The sequence below is a fragment of the Hydrogenophaga sp. genome (assembly GCF_025699295.1).
Taxonomy (GTDB): Bacteria; Pseudomonadota; Gammaproteobacteria; order Burkholderiales; family Burkholderiaceae_C; genus Hydrogenophaga.
The window spans coordinates 224,591-243,600 of record NZ_JAILWB010000003.1; the positions used below are offsets into that span (position 1 = coordinate 224,591).

Genomic DNA, 19,010 nt, shown 5'->3' on the forward strand with positions numbered 1-19,010 from the left:
CATTGGATTTTTGCACTCTTTCCTTCCACACTGTCCGAAATTACGGAGTCAGACCATGAGCATTGCAAATATCGATCACTTCATCAATGGCGCGGCGGCGCCTGGCGCGTCTACTCGCCGTCAGGACGTCTTCAACCCCGCCACCGGCGCCGTGAGCGGCAAGGTCGCGCTGGCCAGCGCGGCCGACGTGGCCACCGCCGTGGCCGCTGCCCAGGCCGCCTTTCCCGCCTGGGCCGACACGCCGCCGATCCGCCGCGCGCGGGTGATGTTCAGGTTCCTCGAACTGGTGAACCAGCACAAGGACGACCTGGCCCGCATGATCACGGCCGAGCACGGCAAGGTGTTCACCGACGCGCAGGGCGAGGTCTCGCGCGGCATCGACATCATCGAATTCGCCTGCGGCATTGCGCAACTGCTCAAGGGCGACTTCACCGACCAGGTGTCGACCGGCATGGACAACTGGACCCTGCGCCAGCCGCTGGGCGTGGTGGCGGGCATCACGCCGTTCAACTTCCCCGTGATGGTGCCCATGTGGATGTTCCCGGTGGCGATCGCCGCCGGCAACTGCTTCGTCCTCAAGCCCAGCCCGATTGACCCTTCACCTTCGTTGTTCATGGGCGAGTTGCTGAAGCAGGCCGGCCTGCCCGATGGCGTGTTCAACGTGGTGCAGGGCGACAAGGAGGCGGTGGACGCGCTGCTGGTGCACCCGGACGTGAAGGCCATCAGCTTCGTGGGCTCCACGCCGATCGCGAACTACATCTACGAGACCGGTGCCCACCACGGCAAGCGCGTGCAGGCCCTGGGCGGCGCCAAGAACCACATGGTGGTGATGCCCGACGCCGACCTGGACCAGGCGGTGGACGCGCTGATCGGCTCGGCATACGGCTCGGCTGGTGAACGCTGCATGGCCATCAGCGTGGCGGTGCTGGTGGGCGATGTGGCCGAGCGCATCATGCCGAAGTTGATCGAACGCACGAAGACGCTCAAGGTGCTCAACGGCACGAATCTCGCCGCCGAGATGGGCCCCATCGTCACGGCGGCCGCGCACGCGCGCATCACCGGCTACATCGAGGCCGGCGCGAAGGAAGGCGCGAAGCTGCTGGTGGACGGGCGCGGCTTTGACGCTTCGCAAACGGGCGAAGGCTGCGGCAAGGGCTTCTGGATGGGCGGCACGCTGTTCGACCACGTGACGACCGACATGAAGATCTACAAGGAAGAAATCTTCGGCCCGGTGCTCAGTTGCGTGCGCGTGCCCGACTTCGCGAAGGCGGTGCAGATCATCAACGAGCACGAGTTCGGCAACGGTGTGAGTTGCTTCACGCGCGACGGCAACGTGGCGCGCGAGTTCGCGCGGCGCATCCAGGTCGGCATGGTCGGCATCAACGTGCCGATTCCGGTGCCCATGGCCTGGCACGGCTTCGGTGGCTGGAAGAAGAGCCTGTTCGGCGACATGCACGCCTACGGCGAAGAGGGCGTGCGCTTCTACACCAAGCAGAAATCCATCATGCAGCGCTGGCCGGAGAGCATCGGCAAAGGTGCCGAGTTCGTGATGCCCACGGCGAGGTAGAAATGCCCCCCTGCGCGCCTGCGGCGCTTCCCCCCGGTGGGGGGACGCAGCCTGAGGACCGGCGGAGCCGGATCCTCGGCTGCCCTGGCTGGGTGGGTTGACGCACGGGAGGCGGACCATGACCGACGGCAATTCGGACTACGACCCTGAATTGGGGGACTGGAGAACGCTTGTGACGTTCTTCAGCCCCACCGAGGCCTTTCTGCTGCGCGGCTGCCTGCAGGCCGGCGGCGTGCCGGCCGCGGTGGCCGATGCGCACCTGGTGCAGACGCACACGCTGCTCGCGGGTGCGATCCCCGTGCGCGTGCTGGTCCCCGCGGGCCGCTTCGCCGAGGCCGAGGCGGTTGTGGCGGCCTTTCAGCGGGGTGACTTCAGCCTGGACGACACCGATCCCCAAGAAGAAGAGACATGAACGACACCACCACCTTCGACTTCATCGTCATCGGCGCCGGCACCGCGGGCTGTCTGCTCGCGAACCGGCTGAGCGCCGACCCGGCGACGCGCGTGCTGCTCATCGAAGCCGGCCGCAAGGACGACTACCACTGGATCCACATTCCCGTGGGCTACCTGTACTGCATCGGTAACCCGCGCACCGACTGGCTCTACCAGACCGAGCCCGACCCCGGCCTCAACGGCCGGCGGCTGCGCTACCCGCGCGGCAAGACACTGGGCGGTTGCTCCAGCATCAACGGCATGATCTACATGCGGGGCCAGGCGCGCGACTACGACCACTGGGCCGCGCTCACCGGTGACGACGCCTGGCGCTGGGACAACGCGCTGCCCGACTTCAAGGCGCACGAGGATCACCACCGGCTCGACGCCGCGCAGGACCCGGCGTTCGCGCAACTGCATGGCCACGGCGGTGAATGGCGCATCGAGAAGCAGCGCCTGCGCTGGGACATCCTCGACGCGTTTGCGCAAGCCGCTCAGCAGGCCGGCGTGCCGGCCACCGCTGACTTCAACACCGGCGACAACGAGGGCGTGGGCTATTTCGAAGTGAACCAGAAGGCCGGCTGGCGCTGGAACGCGTCCAAGGCCTTCCTGCGGCCGGTGCAGCAGCGGCGCAACCTCACGGTGTGGACGCAGACCACCACCGACAGACTGGTGCTGGAGCGCGGCGCGGACGGCGCGCTGCGCTGCACCGGCGCCGAGCTGCGGCGCAACGGCCAGCGTGTGACGGTGCGCGCCACGCAGGAGGTGGTGCTCAGCGCCGGCAGCATCGGTTCGCCCGCGCTCCTGCAACGCTCGGGCATCGGTCCTGCGGGCCTGCTGCGGCAACACGGTATCGATGTGTGGCATGAGCTGCCGGGTGTTGGCGAGAACCTGCAGGACCACCTGCAGATCCGCGCGGTGTTCAAGGTGCAGGGCGCCACCACGCTCAACGTGCTGGCGAGCTCGCTCTGGGGCAAGGGCAGGATCGGCCTGGAATACGCGCTGCGCCGCAGCGGCCCCATGAGCATGGCGCCCAGCCAGCTCGGTGCCTTCACCCGCAGTGATGCGAGCCAGCCCCACCCCAACCTCGAGTACCACGTGCAGCCGCTCAGCCTGGACGCGTTCGGCGAACCGCTGCACAGCTTCCCGGCCTTCACCGCGAGCGTGTGCAACCTCAACCCCGGCAGCCGCGGCCATGTGCGCATCACCTCGGCGAACGCCGACGACGCACCCGCGATCGCGCCCAACTACCTCAGCACGCCCGAGGACCGGCAGGTGGCCGCCGACAGCCTGCGCGTGACGCGGCGCATCGTCGCCCAACCGGCGCTGGCGAAGTACCAGCCCGAGGAATTCAAGCCCGGCACGCAGTACCAGAGCGACGAGGAGCTCGCGCGCCTGGCCGGCGACATCGCCAGCACCATCTTCCATCCGGTCGGCACCACGAAGATGGGCCGCGCCGAAGACGCCATGGCGGTGGTGGACAGCCAGCTGCGCGTGCGCGGCGTGGCTGGCCTGCGCGTGGTGGACGCGGGCGTGATGCCCACCATCACCAGCGGCAACACCAACAGCCCGACGCTGATGATCGCGGAGAAGGCAGCGAAGTGGATCGTGCAGGAAACCGCCCAGCGCCGTTGACGCGGAGTCCTCCCCGCAGGGGAGCCGGTGGCCCGGGCCGGCTTATCTCAGGCGGCCGATGTAGCGGTGCTCTTCGAGTGGCGGTGCGTCTCGCAGCACTTGCGCTGCCACTTCCAGCATGGTCCTGCGCGGGACTGTGCCCATGCCCACGATGGCGGCTTCCAGCTTGTCGGCCCATTGCAGCAGTTCCACATGGCCGTCGATCGCCGCCTTTTCACGCGCGTGCCGCACGATTTCACGCGCGTAGTCGGCATTCGTCGCCATCCACTCCGTGTCGGTCACGCGGCCGGTCTTGCGGCGCAGCAGCACGTGCAGGTGCGCCGCAATGGCGAAAGCGTCGCCGCTGGTGCTCATCTCAGTGGCCCAGTTGCTCGTTGTGGAGTGCCGTGTCCAGCCCCACGCGCTCCACGCCCTCGCGCACGCGCAAGGTGGCAAAGCGCGAGGTGATCCACAGCACCACGGCCGTCATCACCAGGCTGTAGCCCAGCACCGCCACACAGGCGATCAGCTGCGCCAGCATGCTGGACTGCACGCCGGAGATCGCCGGGTCGGCCAGTGCGCCGGTGAGCAGCGCGCCCACGATGCCGCCCACACCGTGCACACCGAACACGTCGAGTGAGTCGTCGGCGCGCAGCCTGCGCTTGAGCGCGGTGGCACCCCAGTAGCAGGCCACGCCCGCCACCAGGCCGATGAGCAGCGCGCCGCGTGGCGTGACGAAGCCCGCTGCCGGCGTGATGGCCACCAGGCCCGCGACCACGCCCGAACACAGGCCCAGCAGCGAGGCGCGCTTGCGCGCCAGCCACTCCGCGCCCATCCACGACAGCGCGCCCGCCGCCGCCGCGATGTGCGTCACCAGCAGCGCCAGGCCGGCGCGGCCGTCGGCGGTGAGTGCCGAGCCGGCGTTGAAGCCGAACCAGCCCACCCACAGCAGGCCGGTGCCCGCCATGGTCAGGCCGAGGTTGAAGGGCACGAAGGGTTCTTGGCCGTAGCCCGAACGCGGGCCCAGCGCATAGGCACAGACCAGCGCGGCCGCGCCGGCGTTGATGTGCACCACCGCGCCGCCGGCGAAGTCCAGCGCGCCGAGCTGCGCCAGCCAGCCGCCCGGCTCCCACACCCAGTGCGCGATCGGTGCATACACCAGCAGCAGCCACAGGCCGGCAAACAGCAGCAGCGCGCCAAAGTGCATGCGTTCGACCAGCGCGCCCACCACCAGCGCACAGGTGATGATGGCAAAGGTGAGCTGGAACATCGCGAACACCGACTCGGGCAGGTGCGGCGCGATGTGGCTCACCGCCACCTGCCCGGTGCTGCCCAGGTATTCCATGCCGGAGAAGCCCAGGCGCTGCAGACCGCCGATGAAGCCACTGCCGGGCGTGAACGCCAGCGAGTAGCCCAGCGCGAACCACAGCACACTGACCACGGCGGCGATGCCGACCACGCTGGCCATGGTATTGATCACGTTGAGCCGACGCACCATGCCGCCGTAGAACAGGGCGATGCCGGGCAGCGTCATGAGCAGCACCAGCGCGGTGCTGACCATGAGCCAGGCGGTGTCGGCGCCCTGGATCGTGCTGGCCGCCACCAGGCCGGGTGCGGCAAGAGCCGCCACCGCGGGTGCGGCTTCGGGCATGGGCGCGGTCTGCGCTGCGGCGGCCAGAGGCGCCAGCCACAGGGCGATCAGGGCGGGTGAATAAGGGAGCTTTCGGGTGGGTTCAGGGGGTTGAAAGGGGTGCGGGACGCGTGTGTGGTGCATGTTTTGACCTGTTTCCAACGACGCCCGGCCCTCCGCATATCCTGTGCCAAGGGTTGACCCGCACAAGGGAAAGCCCCGATGCACATCTGTGGTGCGAGCCGCTAAAGTGCTTGCACTCGCCAACAGCGCACTGCGCTGGTGACCGCGGGGGACCGAGGAGACAACCCAGTCCAAGCAGAACACACGTTTCAGCGTCCTCCAGAGATGCCAGATTGTTCAAACCGACCCGAAAGGGTCGGTTTTTTTTCGCCGGTGCCGTGCGCCGCGTCACGCCGGCGCCAGGGCGCCACCGGCTCGCGGTGACAATCCCCGGCATGGAACTGCTGCTTGTCTCGCTGGCCTCGCTGTTTGCCGGCTTCGTGGATTCGATCGTGGGCGGCGGTGGCCTCATTCTGGTGCCCGCACTGTTCGCGATGTTTCCCGCCACCCACCCGGCCACGCTGTTCGGCGTGAACAAGGGCGCCTCGGTCTGGGGCACGGCCGCCGCGACGCTGCAGTACGCACGGCGCGTGCAGATGCCCTGGCATGCGCTGCTGCCCGCCGCCGCTGTCGGTTTTGTCGGTTCGATGGCGGGCGCCTGGACCGTCACCGTGATCTCGCCCGACTTCCTGCGCCGCGCCCTGCCGCTGGTGTTGCTGATCGTGCTGGGCTACACCCTGGCGCGCAAGGAGCTGGGGCGCCACCACGCGCCGCGCTTCGAGGGTCGGCGCGAGGCGGCTGCGGCCTGCGTGCTGGGCGCCACCATCGGCTTCTACGACGGCTTCTTCGGCCCCGGCACCGGCAGCTTCTTCGTGTTCCTGTTCGTGCGCTGGCTGGGTTACGACTTCCTGCACGCCAGCGCCAGCGCCAAGCTGCTCAACACCGCCTCCAACCTGGCTGCGCTGCTGCTGTTTGCCTGGAAAGGCCATGTGTGGTGGCACTTCGTGCTGGCCATGGCCGTGGCCAATGTGCTGGGCAGCGTGCTCGGCACGCGGCTGGCGCTCAAACACGGCAGCGGCTTCGTGCGCGGGGTGTTCATCGTCGTCGTCTTCGCGCTGATCCTGAAGACCACCTACGACGCCTGGATCAGGGCTTGACTCAGGGTGCGGTGGCCGGCGCTGGCGCCGGGGCTTCCGGCGGCCAGGGCATCGCGCTGGCCCTGAGTGGCGTGCCGATGGGTGCGCTGGCCTGTCCCAGGCGCACGGCGGCGAGGTCTTGCGGATTGGGGTACTGGTCCATCAGCAGGTAGTCGAACACGCGGCGCGCGATGGGTGCGGCATGCGCCGATCCAAAGCCGGCGTTCTCCACCACCAGCGCCAGCGCCACGCGCGGCTGGTCCACCGGGGCGAAGGCGATGTAGAGCGAGTGGTCACGCTGGTGCTCCTCCAGTTTGCGCGCGTCGTAGCGATCCTTCTGGCCGATGGTCACGGCCTGGGCGGTGCCGGTCTTGCCCCCGCTGGCGTAGCCCGCTCCTGCGAACACACGGGTGGAGGTGCCCTCGGTCGTCACCGCCTGCATGGCTTCGAGCACGGTGCGCACGTTCCCGGGCTTGAAGCCGAGGTCTTCCGCGGGCAGGACCGCCTGCGGCACACGCTCGCGCGTGATCACGTTCTCGGTCGCCTTGATGAGGTGTGGCGTGTACTTGACGCCGCCGTTGGCCAGCGTGGCCATGGCCTGCGCGAGCTGCAGCATTGTGAAGCTGTTGTAACCCTGGCCGATCCCCAGCGAAATGGTCTCGCCCGGGTACCAGCGCTGCTGCTCGGGACGCTTGTAGTTGTTGCGCTTCCAGGCCTGGCTGGGCAAAACGCCACGCACCTCGCCCCTGAGGTCGATGCCGGTGATCTGGCCGAAACCCAGTGGCTGCATGAAATCGTGCATGGCGTCCACGCCCATCTCGTGGGCCAGCGAGTAGTAGTAGACGTTGCTGGACTTGACGATGCTGCGCTTCATGTCCACCGCGCCCAGACCGCCTTCATCGTGGCTGCGGAAGCGGTGTCCACCGAGCATCCAGAACCCGGGGTCGTTGACGGAGGTGCTGGCACTGCGCAAGCCGGTTTCCAGCGCCGCCAGGGCCATGAAGGGCTTGTAGGTGGAGCCCGGTGGGTAGGTGCCACGCAGCGCGCGGTTCAGCAGCGGCTTGTCCACCGACTCGTTGAGCGCGCGCCAGTTTTCCACGTCGATGCCGTCGACGAAAAGGTTGGGGTCGAAGGTCGGTTTGCTCACGAAGGCCAGCACTTCACCCGAGCGTGGGTCGATTGCCACCAGTGCGCCGCGCCGCTCGCCGTACATGTCCTCGATCAGCTTCTGCAGCTGGATGTCGATCGACAGCACCACGGTGTTGCCCGGGGTGGCGGGCGTGTTGGCCAGCGAACGCACGGCGCGCCCGCCGGCCGAGGTTTCCACCCGGTCGAAGCCCGTGGTGCCGTGCAACTCCCGCTCGTAGCTCTGTTCCGCACCGAGCTTGCCGATGTACTCGGTGCCGCGGTAGTTGGCCTGGTCCTCTTCCGGCCAGTCGGCAATCGCGGCGGTCTCGCGCTGGTTGATGCGCCCGATGTAGCCGATCACATGGCTGGCGGTTTCCCCGTTGGGGTACTGGCGCAGCAGCCGCGCGCGCACTTCCACCCCCGGGAAGCGGTAGCGCTGCACCGTGAAGCGCGCCACCTCTTCGTCGCTCAGGCGGGTGCGCAGCGGCAAGGAGTCGAAGCGGTGCGATTCTTCCAGCAGCTTGCGAAAGCGCCGCTGGTCACGCGGCGTGACCTCCACGAGCTTGCCCAGTTCGGCGATGGTGGCGTCGAGGTCTTCCACGCGCGAGGGCGTGATCTCCAGTGTGTAGGCCGAGTAGTTGGTGGCAAGCACCCGGCCTTTGCGGTCCAGGATCTGGCCGCGATTGGGCACCACCGGCAGTACGGCGGTGCGGTTGCTCTCGGCCTGCGCCAGCAGGTCGTCGTGGCGCATCACCTGCAGATACACCATGCGCGCGGCGATCAGCCCGAACGCAAACACCACCGCCAGACCGATCAGCAGCACCCGGGCGCGGAACTGCGCCAGGTCGGCTTCGACGTTGCGGATCTCTGTCATGGTTCTCGTTTTACCGCAAGGGGCACGATCCGTGGCGCGCCAGGCGCTCGCCGGGCAGGGCTTGCGCGGAACCGGCTTTGCCGGGCCGCTGCGAGCGCCCCCTTGAGGGGGTGACGCCGGAGGCGGCGCGGGGATGTTTCATGTCACAGCGGCCGGTTGTCGTCAGGGTTCGGCGCACGGCGCTGCGGCGCCAGCAGCAGCACGCTCACCACCGGCCAGAGCGTGGCTTCGATCACCGGCGCGAGCAAGTAGGGCACACCGGGGAAGCTGCCTCCAGCGGCCAGGCGCACCAGCAGTTCAAGCGCGTGCGCGGCCAGGAACAGGGGCAGCACCTGCACCGCCTGGTTGGGCACGCCGAACCAGAGCAGGCGCCGGTGCATCGAGATGCCGAGAAAGCCCAGGGCGGTGTAGGCCAGCGCGTGCTGGCCGAGCAGGGCGCCCTGGTGCACGTCCATCGCCAGGCCGAATGCGAACGCCACGCCCACGCCGATGCGCAAGGGCTGGTGCACACTCCAGAACACCAGCACCACCGCGAGCAGGTCGGGCACCCAGGCGGCGCGGCCGAACAGCCCCATGTTCAACAACATGTTGAACATCAGCGCTGCGATCAGGCTGAACCAGATGAAGGCGGGGTTGGCGGGCAGCAGCAGTTGCTGGCCGGGTCGCATGATCATGGCGCACTGCTCCGTCCGGGCGTGGCAGTGCCCGCCGGCGGGGCGGCCACTGGCTGCGGCTGTGCTGCCCAAGGCGATGGCGGCTGAGCGGCCGCCGCCGGGCGCAGCACCAGCACATGCAGCGTGCCATTGATGCGCGCCAGCGGTTCGCAACGGATGCGGGCGAACGACGACTCCGCCTGACGTTCCACCGAGGTGACGCGCGCCACCGGCAGGCCGGCGGGGTACACGCCGTCCACGCCGCTGGTGGTGAGCAGGTCGCCCTGGGCGATGTCGGCGCTGGCCAGCGTATAGCGCAGCTCCAGCCCGTCGCCGGCGGTCGAGGGTTGTCCGTAGGCCACGCTGCGCACGCCGGTGCGCGTGTTGAGCACAGGAATCGCCTGATCGCGGTCGATCAGCAGGGTGACCTCCGACACCAGCGGATAGACGCGCGTGATCTGGCCAAGCACCCCGCTCTCGTCGATCACGGGCGAGCCCGCCTCGACGCCGTGGGTCTGGCCGCGGTCGATCACGACCTTGCGCGAATACGGGTCGGCCGCGTCGTACAGCACCTGGGCACCGGTGGCGCTGTTGCCGGTGCGCTCGCGCATGGCCAGCAGTTCGCGCAGGCGCTGGTTCTCCAGGGTGATCTGTTCAAGCTGCAGGCTGCGCTCGGCCTGCTCGGCCAGCCGCTTGAGCGCGTCGGCCTCGCCGGCCTGTGCGGCATGCAGCGAGGTGAAGTAGCCACCCGCCGCGGAGACAGCCTGCACCGGCTGCAGCACCAGCCATTGCACGGGGTACAGCACGGCGGCCACTGCGGTGCGGATCGGTACCGTGATACGGAAGCGCAGATCGGCCACCATGAGAAACAGGGCCAGGGCGCTGAACACCACCAGTTTGGACAGGGCCGACGGACCCTGTTTGAAGAACGGGGGCGGTGTACGGTCCAGGGTGCCCAGTGGCATGGCGCTCGTTCGGGTCCGGTCGGTGGGGTGGCTGGCGCGGTGCCGTGGCCCGCGCGCAGGCTTACTCGCTGGTGAAGATGGTGCCCAGGCGCTCCATGCGCTCCAGGGCCATGCCGCAGCCGCGCACCACGCAGGTCAGCGGCTCTTCTGCCACCAGCACGGGCAGGCCGGTTTCCTCGGCCAGCAGGCGGTCGAGGTCGCGCAGCAGCGCGCCGCCACCGGTGAGCATCATGCCGCGCTCGGCAATGTCGGCGCCCAGCTCGGGCGGCGTGTGCTCCAGCGCCATCTTCACGGCGGTGACGATGTTGTTCAGCGGATCGGTCAGGGCTTCGAGGATCTCGTTGCTGGAGATCGTGAAGCTGCGCGGCACGCCTTCGGAGAGATTGCGGCCCTTGACCTCCATCTCCTTGACTTCGCTGCCAGGGAAGGCCGAGCCGATTTCCTTCTTGATGGCTTCGGCTGTGGGCTCGCCGATCAGCATGCCGTAGTTGCGGCGGATGTAGGCGATGATGGCGTCGTCGAACCGGTCGCCCCCGACGCGCACGCTGCCCTTGTAGACCATGCCGCCCAGGCTGATGACGCCCACTTCGGTGGTGCCGCCGCCGATGTCGACCACCATGGAGCCCGAGGCGTCCGACACCGGCAGGCCGGCACCGATGGCCGCAGCCATCGGCTCCTCGATCAGGTAGACCTCGGAGGCGCCCGCGCCGAGGGCGGATTCGCGGATGGCGCGGCGCTCGACCTGGGTGGAGCCGCAGGGCACGCAGATGATGATGCGCGGGCTCGGCTTGAACATCGAGCGCGGGTGCACCATCTTGATGAACTGCTTGAGCATCTGCTCGGTGACGGTGAAGTCGGCGATCACACCATCCTTCATCGGTCGGATGGCCTCGATGTTGCCCGGCACCTTGCCCAGCATGGCCTTGGCTTCGTGGCCCACCGCCTGAATGGTTTTCTTGCCCTGCGGGCCGCCTTCGTGGCGGATCGAGACCACCGAAGGTTCGTCGAGCACGATGCCCTTGTTGCGCACGTAGATGAGGGTGTTGGCGGTGCCGAGGTCGATCGCCAGGTCGGTCGAAAACTGCCGACGGAAAGCTTCAAACATGGTGCGTGGATCCTGTGGGGCACGGGCGCGGCTGCGCGCGCTCGTCGCCGGGTATGGGGCCGGGAGGCTGGCCGGGCATCGGTTCTAAGTGGTTGATTTCAAGGCGAAAACCGCGACGGCACGAGGCCATGCCGTCAAACCTTGGATAATACCGTATCCCCTGTGCACAACTGCACGCAATTGGGGCGCAATTTGCCCGCTTACAAGCCGTTTCAGCCGCGAACGCCGCGCCTGGTGCGGCACCCTCATCCACCCGGAACCGTTCTGTCATGTCCCTGACCCTGTCCGACATCGGGCGCATCGCGAACCTGGCGCGCCTGGAGCTCTCGCCGGCCCATGGCGAAACCCTGCTTGCCCAGCTCAATGGCTTCTTCGACATCGTCGAGCAGATGAACGCGGTGGACACCACCGGTGTCGAGCCGCTGGCGCACCCCACGGCCGTGATCGACCACGTCTCGCTGCGCTTGCGCCCGGACGTGGCCAGCGAGCCCAACGACCGCGAGGCCAACCAGAAGAGCGCGCCTGCAGTCGAGCGCGGCCTGTTCCTCGTGCCCAAGGTGATCGAATGAGGGCGCTTCACGAGATGGGCGTGGCCGAACTGGCGGCCGCCATCGCCGGCAAGAAGACCAGCAGCGTCGAGGCCGCCCAGCACCTGCTGGCGCGCGCGAAACAGCACGAATCCCTGGGCGCCTACCTGGCCGTCAATGAAGAGGCAACCCTGGCCCAGGCGCGCGCGGCCGACGCTCGCCTGGCCGCGGGCGAGCGCACGCCGCTGCTGGGCGTGCCGGTCGCGCACAAGGACATCTTCGTCACCAGGGACTTCGCCACCACCGCCGGCTCGAAGATGCTGCAGGGTTACCAGAGCCCGTTCGACGCCACCGTGGTGCAGCGCCTGGCGGCGCAGGGCGTTGTGACGCTGGGCAAGCTCAACTGCGACGAATTCGCCATGGGCGGCAGCAATGAGAACTCGGCCTACGCGGTGGCCCACAACCCCTGGGATGCCTCGCGCGTACCAGGAGGCTCGTCCGGTGGCACGGCGGTGGCGGTGGCCGCGCGCCTGCTGCCTGCCGCCACCGGCACCGACACCGGCGGATCGATCCGCCAGCCCGCCAGTTTCTGTGGCGTCACCGGCATCAAGCCCACTTACGGCCGCTGCTCGCGCTACGGCATGGTGGCGTTCGCCTCCAGCCTGGACCAGGCCGGTGTGATGGCGCGCAGCGCCGCCGATTGCGCCGCGTTGCTGAGCGCCATGGCCGGGCCGGACATCGACCGCGACTCCACCAGCCTGGACCACCCGGCCGAGGACTACACCGCCCTGCTCGGAAAACCCCGCGAAGGCGCGACCGCCACGCTGCCGCTCAAGGGCCTGCGCATCGGCCTGCCCCGGGAGTTCTTCGGCGAGGGTTGCGCGCCCGACGTGATCGCCGCCGTGCGCACGGCGCTGGCGGAATACCAAAAACTGGGTGCCACGCTGGTGGATGTGTCGCTGCCGCGCACTGAGTTGTCGATCCCGGTCTACTACATCATCGCCCCCGCCGAAGCCAGCTCCAACCTCAGCCGCTTCGACGGCGTGAAGTTCGGCCACCGCGCCGCGCAGTACGGCGACCTGATCGACATGTACAAGAAGTCGCGCAGCGAAGGCTTCGGCCCCGAGGTGCAGCGCCGCATCATGATCGGCACCTATGTGCTGAGCCATGGTTACTACGACGCCTACTACCTCAAGGCGCAGCAGATCCGCCGCCTGATCGCGCAGGACTTCCAGCAGGCCTTCACGCAGTGCGACCTGATCGCCGGCCCGGTCGCGCCCACCGTGGCCTGGACCATCGGCGAAAAAAGCAACGACCCGGTGGCCAACTACCTGGCCGACATCTTCACGCTGCCCGGCTCGCTGGCCGGCCTGCCCGGCATGAGCGTGCCCGCCGGCTTCGGTGCGGGCGGCATGCCCGTGGGCCTGCAACTCCTGGGCAACCATTTCCAGGAAGGCCCGCTGCTGCAGGCCGCGCACGCCTTCCAGCAGGCCACCGACTGGCACACCCGCACGCCCACGGGCTTCTGACCATGAGCAACAAGACAGCCTCCCTCCTGGTCCAGGGCTACGAAGTCGTGATCGGCTTTGAGACCCACGCCCAGCTCGCCACGCAATCCAAGATATTCAGCCGTGCGCCCACGGCCTTCGGCGCCGAGCCCAATACCCAGGCCTGCGCGGTCGACCTGGCCCTGCCCGGCACCTTGCCGGTGATGAACCGCGAAGCCGTGGCCTGCGCCATCCGCCTGGGACTGGCGCTGGGCTCGCACATCGCCGAGCAGAGCGTGTTCGCGCGCAAGAACTACTTCTACCCCGACCTGCCCAAGGGCTACCAGATCAGCCAGTTCGAGATCCCGGTGGTGCAGGGCGGCGAGGTAGGCTTCTTCCTCGGTGACGAGAAGAAGACCGTGCGCCTGGTGCGCGCGCATCTGGAGGAGGACGCGGGCAAGTCGCTGCACGAGGACTTCGTCGGCCAGAGCGGCATCGACCTCAACCGCGCCGGCACGCCGCTGCTGGAGATCGTGACCGAACCCGACATGCGCTCCAGCGCCGAGGCCGTGGCCTACGCCAAGGAGCTGCACAAGATCGTGACCTGGATCGGCATCTGCGACGGCAACATGCAGGAGGGCTCGTTCCGTTGCGACGCCAACGTGTCGGTGCGCAAGCCGGGCGCGCCGCTGGGCACGCGGCGCGAGATCAAGAACCTGAACAGCTTCAAGTTCATGCAGCAGGCCATCGACTATGAAGTGCGCTGGCAGATCGAGCAGATCGAAGACGGCTTCTCGATCCAGCAGGCCACTGTGCTGTTCGATCCCGACACCGGCGAGACGCGCGCCATGCGCACCAAGGAAGATGCAGCCGACTACCGCTACTTCCCCGACCCGGATCTGCCGCCGCTGGTGATCGAGCGGGCGTGGGTGGAGGAGGTGAAGGCCGCCATGCCCGAACTGCCCCGCGCCATGGCCGAACGTTTCGTGCGGCAGTACGGCCTGCCCGAGTACGACGCCACCACGCTCACGCAGAGCCCGGCGATGGCGGCCTACTTCGAGGTGGCGGCGAAAGCCAGCGGCCAGGCCAAGATGGTGAGCAACTGGGTGATGGGGGAAGTGTCGCGCCGGCTCAACAACGAGGAGCGCGATATCGTCGACGCGCCGGTGCAGGCCCGGCAGCTGGCTGCGCTGATAGGGCGCATTGCCGATGGCACGGTGTCGAACAACGCGGCCAAACAGGTGTTCGATGCGCTGTGGACCGGTCAGGACGGCGAGGTCGACGCCATCATCGAAGCCAAGGGCCTCAAGCAAGTCAGCGACACCGGTGCCATCGAGAAGATCATCGACGAGGTGATGACTGCCAACGCAGAGATGGTGGCCCAGTTCCGCGCCGGCAAGGAAAAGGCCTTCAACGCCCTGGTCGGCCAGGCCATGAAGGCGAGCAAGGGCAAGGCCAACCCGCAGCAGGTCAACGACCTGCTGCGCCAGAAACTCGGCTGATCAGGCAGGAGACGCGCCGCCGCGTCAGCGCGAGGTCGCGGCGCTGCCAGTGCGCACGCCCGCAGCGGCCCAGAGCTGCCGCAGCTTGGCCAGTTCCTCGTCGAAGCGCGCATTGATGCGCTGCTTCTCCTGGGCCTGCTCGTCCAGGAAGCGCTTCTGCACCACCATCTGCTTTTCGTTGTCCTCAAACTTGCGCCGCAACCAGCTGGGCGCCTTGCTCACGTCGCTCTGGTAGAACTCCAGTTCGACATCGATCTCCTTGCGTTGCGCCACCAGGGCCAGCTCGCGCTTGTGGACCGCGCCGATCACCTCGTCGATCTGCGCCAGCGCCTCGGCCCGCTCCTTGTCGTGCACGCCCTGGTTGGGGTAGCGGATCAGCAGGGCGCGTTCGCGCCGCCGCTCTTCCAGCACCCGGGCGCGCTGTTCGGCCTCGAGCTTGCGCTGGGCTTCAAGCTGGGCGCGCTCGTCGGCGGTGTAGCTCGGTGGCAGGGTTTTAACGATCGTGCCGGTGTTGCCCAGCTGGTGCTGCTCCCGGTCCAGGCATTCGACGATGGGGCGATCCGACGTGAGACGGCGACCCTTGGCGTCCACACAGGTATAGATCTGTGCCTGCACCCCCGTGCTCCACAGGCCTGCACCCAGCAGCAGGGCACCGCTGGCGGCCCACAGGCCAGCGCGTGGCAGGGAAAGCATGGACGGGCGGTGATACATGGGTAGGGAGTGGGGTATCAGGATACGCCATAGCGCTGGCGGTAGGCGAGCACGCGTTCGCGGTGCGCGTCCTGCTCGCCGCCCGTGTGGTCCGACAGATACTGCAGCAAATCGGCCAGCCTCGCAATCGTACAAACTTGCATGCCCAGCGCGTGCTGGACATATTGCACGGCACTGTGTTCCACGTCGCGTACCTGCCCGTCGGGTCCGACCTCGGTGGCTTTTTCCTGGCGGTCCAGCGCGATCGCGATCGCGTGCGGCGTCGCGCCCGCGGCGCGGATCAGCGCGATCGACTCGCGCGCGGCGGTGCCGGCGGACATGACGTCGTCCACGATCAGCACGCGCCCCTTGAGCGGCGCGCCCACCAGGCTGCCGCCTTCGCCATGGTCCTTGGCTTCCTTGCGGTTGTAGGCAAAGGGCACGTTGCGACCCAGGCGCGCGAGCTCGATGGACACCGCCGCACCGAGCGGAATGCCCTTGTAGGCCGGGCCGAAAATCATGTCGAATCCGATGCCGCTGGCCACCAGGGCTTTTGCATAGAATTGCGCGAGCCGGCCCAGCTTGGCGCCGTCGTCGAACAGCCCGGCGTTGAAGAAATACGGGCTCATGCGCCCGGCCTTGGTCTTGAATTCGCCAAAGCGCAGCGCGCCGGCGTCCACGCAAAACTGCACGAATTCCTGCGCCAGCGCCGCATCAACCGGCGCGTCGGCCTGCGCCGTGCTTGTACCCGACACCATGGAGACATCCTTGTTCAAACTGACCAGCCTCAACCTCAATGGCATCCGCTCCGCCACCACCAAGGGGCTGGAGAAGTGGCTGACCACTCACGCGCCCGATTGTATTTGCGTGCAGGAAGTCAAGGCCCAGGCGGCCGATGTGAGTGGTCGTTTCGAGGAGCTTGCTGGCCTGAAGGGACACTTCCATTTCGCGCAGAAGAAGGGTTACTCGGGCACGGCGGTGTACACGCGGCACGAGCCCAGCGAGGTGGTCATCGGTTTCGGCTCGCCGGAGTTCGATGCCGAAGGGCGGTTCACCGAGCTGCGCTTCGACACCCCCCGGCGCAAGCTCTCCATCCTCAGCGTCTACTTTCCCAGCGGCTCCTCCGGGCCGGAGCGCCAGGAAGCCAAGTACCGATTCCTGGACGCCTTCTTTCCGCACCTGCAGGCGCTCAAGGACGGTGGGCGCGAGTTCATCCTGTGTGGTGACGTGAACATCGCGCACCAGGAGAAGGACCTGAAGAACTGGCGCAGCAACCAGAAGAACAGCGGCTTCCTGCCGGAGGAACGCGCCTGGATGACCAGGCTGCTGGACGAAGGTGGCATGGTCGACGTCTACCGCCGCCTGCAGCCCGACACCACCGACGCCTGCTACACGTGGTGGAGCAACCGGGGCCAGGCCTACGCGAACAATGTGGGCTGGCGGCTGGACTACCACCTGGCGACGCCGGCCATGGCCGCACTGGCGCGCAGCGAGGCGATCTACAAGGGCGAGAAGTTCAGCGACCACGCGCCGATCACGATCGGCTACGACTTCACGCTCTGAGCCTCAGCGGTACTGCGCTGCCGAGATGAATTCGCGGAAGGTCTCGCACCACACCACCACCGTGTTGTATGCCATGAGATCGACGCCAGCGGGCAGCGCGACGACGAAGTTCTCGAACGTCTTCACATCGCCCACGCGCAGCGCGTCGGCCTTGACGCGGTGGAATTCCGCTTCGTCCTGAACGAACGCAGGCGACAGGTAGAGCTTGTAGTCCGGCCCCGGCGCCAGGCGCCCCATCAGCGCCACCGCTGTCGGCCCCACCGACACCGTGCCTTCGCCCCAGTGCAGGGCGTCGCTGCCCGCGAGGTCGCGGCGGAACTGGCCGGTGAACTGCGCCTTCTCTGCCAGTGCACTGACCTCGGCCGCTTCGGGCGAATCCGGCGCGATCAGGATCGGCAGCAGGTAGATGCCCGCAGCAAAGCCCGCCAGGGCAACCAGGGCGTGCGAGACGAGCAGGAGCAGGGCTTTCTTCATGCGGCCGGTTGTACACCACGCCACCTAGAATCGGGGACTTTTCAGACCACCATGCTGCGATACCTCACCGTCCCCGTCACCGCGTTCGCGCAGAACTGCTCCATCGTCTGGTGCGACGAGACGATGGACGCGGCGGTGATCGATCCCGGTGGCGATCTCGACCGTCTGCTGGCCGAGGTCAAGCGCCTGGGCCTGAACCTGAAGGCGATCTGGCAGACCCATGCTCACATCGACCACGCCGGCGGCACGGCCGAACTCGCGCGCCAGCTGGATCTGCCCATCATCGGCCCGCATCCGGGTGACCAGTTCTGGATCACCGGCCTGCCGCAGCAGGGCGCGATGTTCGGCTTTCCTCCCGCCGAAGCCTTCACGCCCACCCGCTGGCTCGCCGATGGCGACACGGTGCAGATTGGCCGCTGCACCCTGAACGTGCGCCACTGCCCGGGCCACACGCCAGGGCATGTAGTCTTTCATTCACCCGAGGCGAAGCGCGCGTTTGTGGGCGACGTGCTGTTCGCCGGCAGCATCGGTCGCACCGATTTCCCTCAGGGCAACCACCAACAACTGCTGGACAGCATCCGCGAGCGGCTCTGGCCCATGGGGGACGAGACGGTGTTCATACCGGGGCATGGGCCGGAGAGCACGTTCGGGGAGGAGCGGCGGAGCAATCCATACGTCTCGGAGCGTTGAAGTCCCGAGCCGTTTTGATGCATGAGGTAACGCGGACTGGAAAGAGCGTCTTCGGTGGCGTCCATCACGTGTTGACGAAGTGTTGCGACGCCCTTTAAGCTGGGGCGCGCAACCACTGGACGTCCCAAATGTCACAGCGAGACAGTATTGCCTCATCGGGTTTGCAGTTGCAGGGCGATATGACCCAAGCGCAGGGCTTTCCGGGCTCAATGACAAACCAGGCGCAACTGGAGCAACGCACGCCCTCGTCGCCCACTATGGCGATGGCATTTGCACCCGTGGGGGGTGGGCTCGGCATGGCGCCGTTGCAGATGTACCTGATGCGCGTGCTCGATGAGATCGATTACGGCGTGATCCTGCTGGATGGTGACCATTGCGTCTGGCACATCAACCATCTTGCGCGCGTCGAATTGGGGCGCGGGCAGTTGCTGCACCTGAACAACGGCCGCCTCGACACTCGGCTGGCCGCTTGCAAGTCGGCGTTGCAGAGCGCTATCGCGCGCGCTGGCAAAGGAATACGCAGCATGGTGGACTTGCGGTCGGAGGATGCAGTGCAATCGGGCACCAGCATTGCGCTGGTGCCGATGGGCCATCCAGCTGAGTGTTTTCCCAAGCCGCTTCCCGTGCTGGCCATCACCTGCCGGCAAATGCTGTGTGAGCAGATCAGCCTGCACTTTTTTGCTCAGAGCTACGGGCTGACGCGTACCGAGGAAGCGGTTCTGGCAGCGCTGGCGAAAGGCATGGACGTTGACGACATCGTGCGCGAGCGCGGGTTGGCCGTGTCCACCGTGCGCAGCCACGTCAAACAGCTGCGCATCAAGACCCAGTCGAACAGCATGCGGGAATTGCTCAACAAGGTCTCGGTGCTGCCCCCTGTGGTGTCCTCGATCAAGACGTTCTGATCGACGGT

Annotated in this window: 19 protein-coding genes; 10 read left to right on the forward strand and 9 right to left on the reverse strand. The window is 67.5% G+C overall.

The window, feature by feature from the left end; genetic code table 11:
* The first annotated feature begins 55 nt into the window (after positions 1-55).
* The 3 genes from K5880_RS04185 (at position 56) to K5880_RS04195 (ending at position 3,634) form a co-directional block, all read left to right on the forward strand.
* Positions 56-1,567, forward strand: a complete 1,512-nt coding sequence (locus K5880_RS04185; RefSeq protein WP_297649095.1) for a CoA-acylating methylmalonate-semialdehyde dehydrogenase — start codon at positions 56-58, stop codon at positions 1,565-1,567.
* A 118-nt stretch (positions 1,568-1,685) separates the two neighbouring features.
* Positions 1,686-1,979 (forward strand): DUF2007 domain-containing protein, encoded by a 294-nt coding sequence (locus tag K5880_RS04190; RefSeq protein ID WP_297649098.1) that lies wholly within the window; start codon positions 1,686-1,688, stop codon positions 1,977-1,979.
* Positions 1,976-3,634 (forward strand): GMC family oxidoreductase N-terminal domain-containing protein, encoded by a 1,659-nt coding sequence (locus K5880_RS04195; RefSeq protein ID WP_297649100.1) that lies wholly within the window; start codon positions 1,976-1,978, stop codon positions 3,632-3,634. The genes K5880_RS04190 and K5880_RS04195 overlap by 4 nt, the downstream gene beginning before the upstream one ends.
* 42 nt (positions 3,635-3,676) lie before the next feature.
* Here the strand turns inward: K5880_RS04195 and K5880_RS04200 are convergent, their stop codons facing one another.
* Positions 3,677-3,988 (reverse strand): hypothetical protein, encoded by a 312-nt coding sequence (locus tag K5880_RS04200; RefSeq protein ID WP_297649102.1) that lies wholly within the window; start codon positions 3,986-3,988, stop codon positions 3,677-3,679.
* Position 3,989: 1 nt separating this feature from the next.
* Entirely contained in the window at positions 3,990-5,264 is a 1,275-nt protein-coding gene (locus tag K5880_RS04205; protein ID WP_297649249.1) for an ammonium transporter, read from the reverse strand.
* 437 nt (positions 5,265-5,701) lie between these two features.
* On the opposite strand from K5880_RS04205, the gene K5880_RS04210 reads away from it, so the two are divergent.
* Complete coding sequence (locus tag K5880_RS04210; RefSeq protein ID WP_297649105.1) at positions 5,702-6,463, forward strand: TSUP family transporter; 762 nt, start codon at positions 5,702-5,704, stop codon at positions 6,461-6,463.
* 1 nt (position 6,464) lies between these two features.
* Here K5880_RS04210 and mrdA read toward each other — a convergent pair whose 3' ends face one another.
* From mrdA to K5880_RS04230, 4 genes are all read right to left on the reverse strand, one after another.
* Positions 6,465-8,444, reverse strand: coding sequence for a penicillin-binding protein 2 (gene mrdA / locus K5880_RS04215; RefSeq protein ID WP_297649107.1), 1,980 nt, complete (start codon positions 8,442-8,444; stop codon positions 6,465-6,467).
* A gap of 143 nt (positions 8,445-8,587) precedes the next feature.
* Positions 8,588-9,118 carry a rod shape-determining protein MreD gene (gene mreD / locus K5880_RS04220; RefSeq protein ID WP_297649109.1) on the reverse strand — a complete coding sequence of 177 codons (531 nt, stop codon included), beginning with the start codon at positions 9,116-9,118 and terminating at the stop codon, positions 8,588-8,590.
* Positions 9,115-10,062: a rod shape-determining protein MreC gene (gene mreC, locus K5880_RS04225; protein ID WP_297649111.1), complete on the reverse strand. Its 948-nt coding sequence runs from the start codon at positions 10,060-10,062 to the stop codon at positions 9,115-9,117. The genes mreD and mreC overlap by 4 nt, the downstream gene beginning before the upstream one ends.
* Positions 10,063-10,123: 61 nt before the next feature.
* Complete coding sequence (locus K5880_RS04230) at positions 10,124-11,167, reverse strand: rod shape-determining protein (protein ID WP_297649113.1); 1,044 nt, start codon at positions 11,165-11,167, stop codon at positions 10,124-10,126.
* Positions 11,168-11,436: 269 nt separating this feature from the next.
* Between K5880_RS04230 and gatC the strand changes: the two genes are divergently transcribed.
* From gatC to gatB, 3 genes are read left to right on the forward strand one after another with little or no spacing between them, the layout of a single operon-like run.
* Positions 11,437-11,736, forward strand: coding sequence for an Asp-tRNA(Asn)/Glu-tRNA(Gln) amidotransferase subunit GatC (gene gatC / locus K5880_RS04235; protein ID WP_297649116.1), 300 nt, complete (start codon positions 11,437-11,439; stop codon positions 11,734-11,736).
* Entirely contained in the window at positions 11,733-13,223 is a 1,491-nt protein-coding gene (gene gatA / locus K5880_RS04240) for an Asp-tRNA(Asn)/Glu-tRNA(Gln) amidotransferase subunit GatA (protein ID WP_297649118.1), read from the forward strand. The genes gatC and gatA overlap by 4 nt, the downstream gene beginning before the upstream one ends.
* Positions 13,224-13,225: 2 nt before the next feature.
* Complete coding sequence (gene gatB, locus K5880_RS04245) at positions 13,226-14,683, forward strand: Asp-tRNA(Asn)/Glu-tRNA(Gln) amidotransferase subunit GatB (RefSeq protein WP_297649120.1); 1,458 nt, start codon at positions 13,226-13,228, stop codon at positions 14,681-14,683.
* 24 nt (positions 14,684-14,707) lie between these two features.
* Here gatB and K5880_RS04250 read toward each other — a convergent pair whose 3' ends face one another.
* Together K5880_RS04250 and pyrE are read right to left on the reverse strand one after the other, a co-directional pair.
* Entirely contained in the window at positions 14,708-15,376 is a 669-nt protein-coding gene (locus K5880_RS04250; RefSeq protein ID WP_297649122.1) for a DUF4124 domain-containing protein, read from the reverse strand.
* A 35-nt stretch (positions 15,377-15,411) separates the two neighbouring features.
* Complete coding sequence (gene pyrE / locus K5880_RS04255) at positions 15,412-16,131, reverse strand: orotate phosphoribosyltransferase (protein WP_297649124.1); 720 nt, start codon at positions 16,129-16,131, stop codon at positions 15,412-15,414.
* 10 nt (positions 16,132-16,141) lie between these two features.
* Here pyrE and K5880_RS04260 point away from each other — a divergent pair, with 10 nt between their 5' ends.
* Complete coding sequence (locus K5880_RS04260; protein ID WP_297649126.1) at positions 16,142-16,936, forward strand: exodeoxyribonuclease III; 795 nt, start codon at positions 16,142-16,144, stop codon at positions 16,934-16,936.
* A gap of 3 nt (positions 16,937-16,939) precedes the next feature.
* On the opposite strand, the gene K5880_RS04265 is transcribed toward K5880_RS04260, so the two are convergent.
* Positions 16,940-17,410: a DM13 domain-containing protein gene (locus K5880_RS04265; protein WP_297649128.1), complete on the reverse strand. Its 471-nt coding sequence runs from the start codon at positions 17,408-17,410 to the stop codon at positions 16,940-16,942.
* Positions 17,411-17,461: 51 nt separating this feature from the next.
* Between K5880_RS04265 and K5880_RS04270 the strand changes: the two genes are divergently transcribed.
* Positions 17,462-18,100, forward strand: a complete 639-nt coding sequence (locus tag K5880_RS04270) for an MBL fold metallo-hydrolase (RefSeq protein ID WP_297649130.1) — start codon at positions 17,462-17,464, stop codon at positions 18,098-18,100.
* Between the two features lie 128 nt (positions 18,101-18,228).
* A complete protein-coding gene (locus K5880_RS04275) occupies positions 18,229-19,002 on the forward strand; it encodes a LuxR C-terminal-related transcriptional regulator (RefSeq protein WP_297649132.1) in 774 nt (257 codons plus the stop codon).
* Positions 19,003-19,010: the final 8 nt, after the last annotated feature.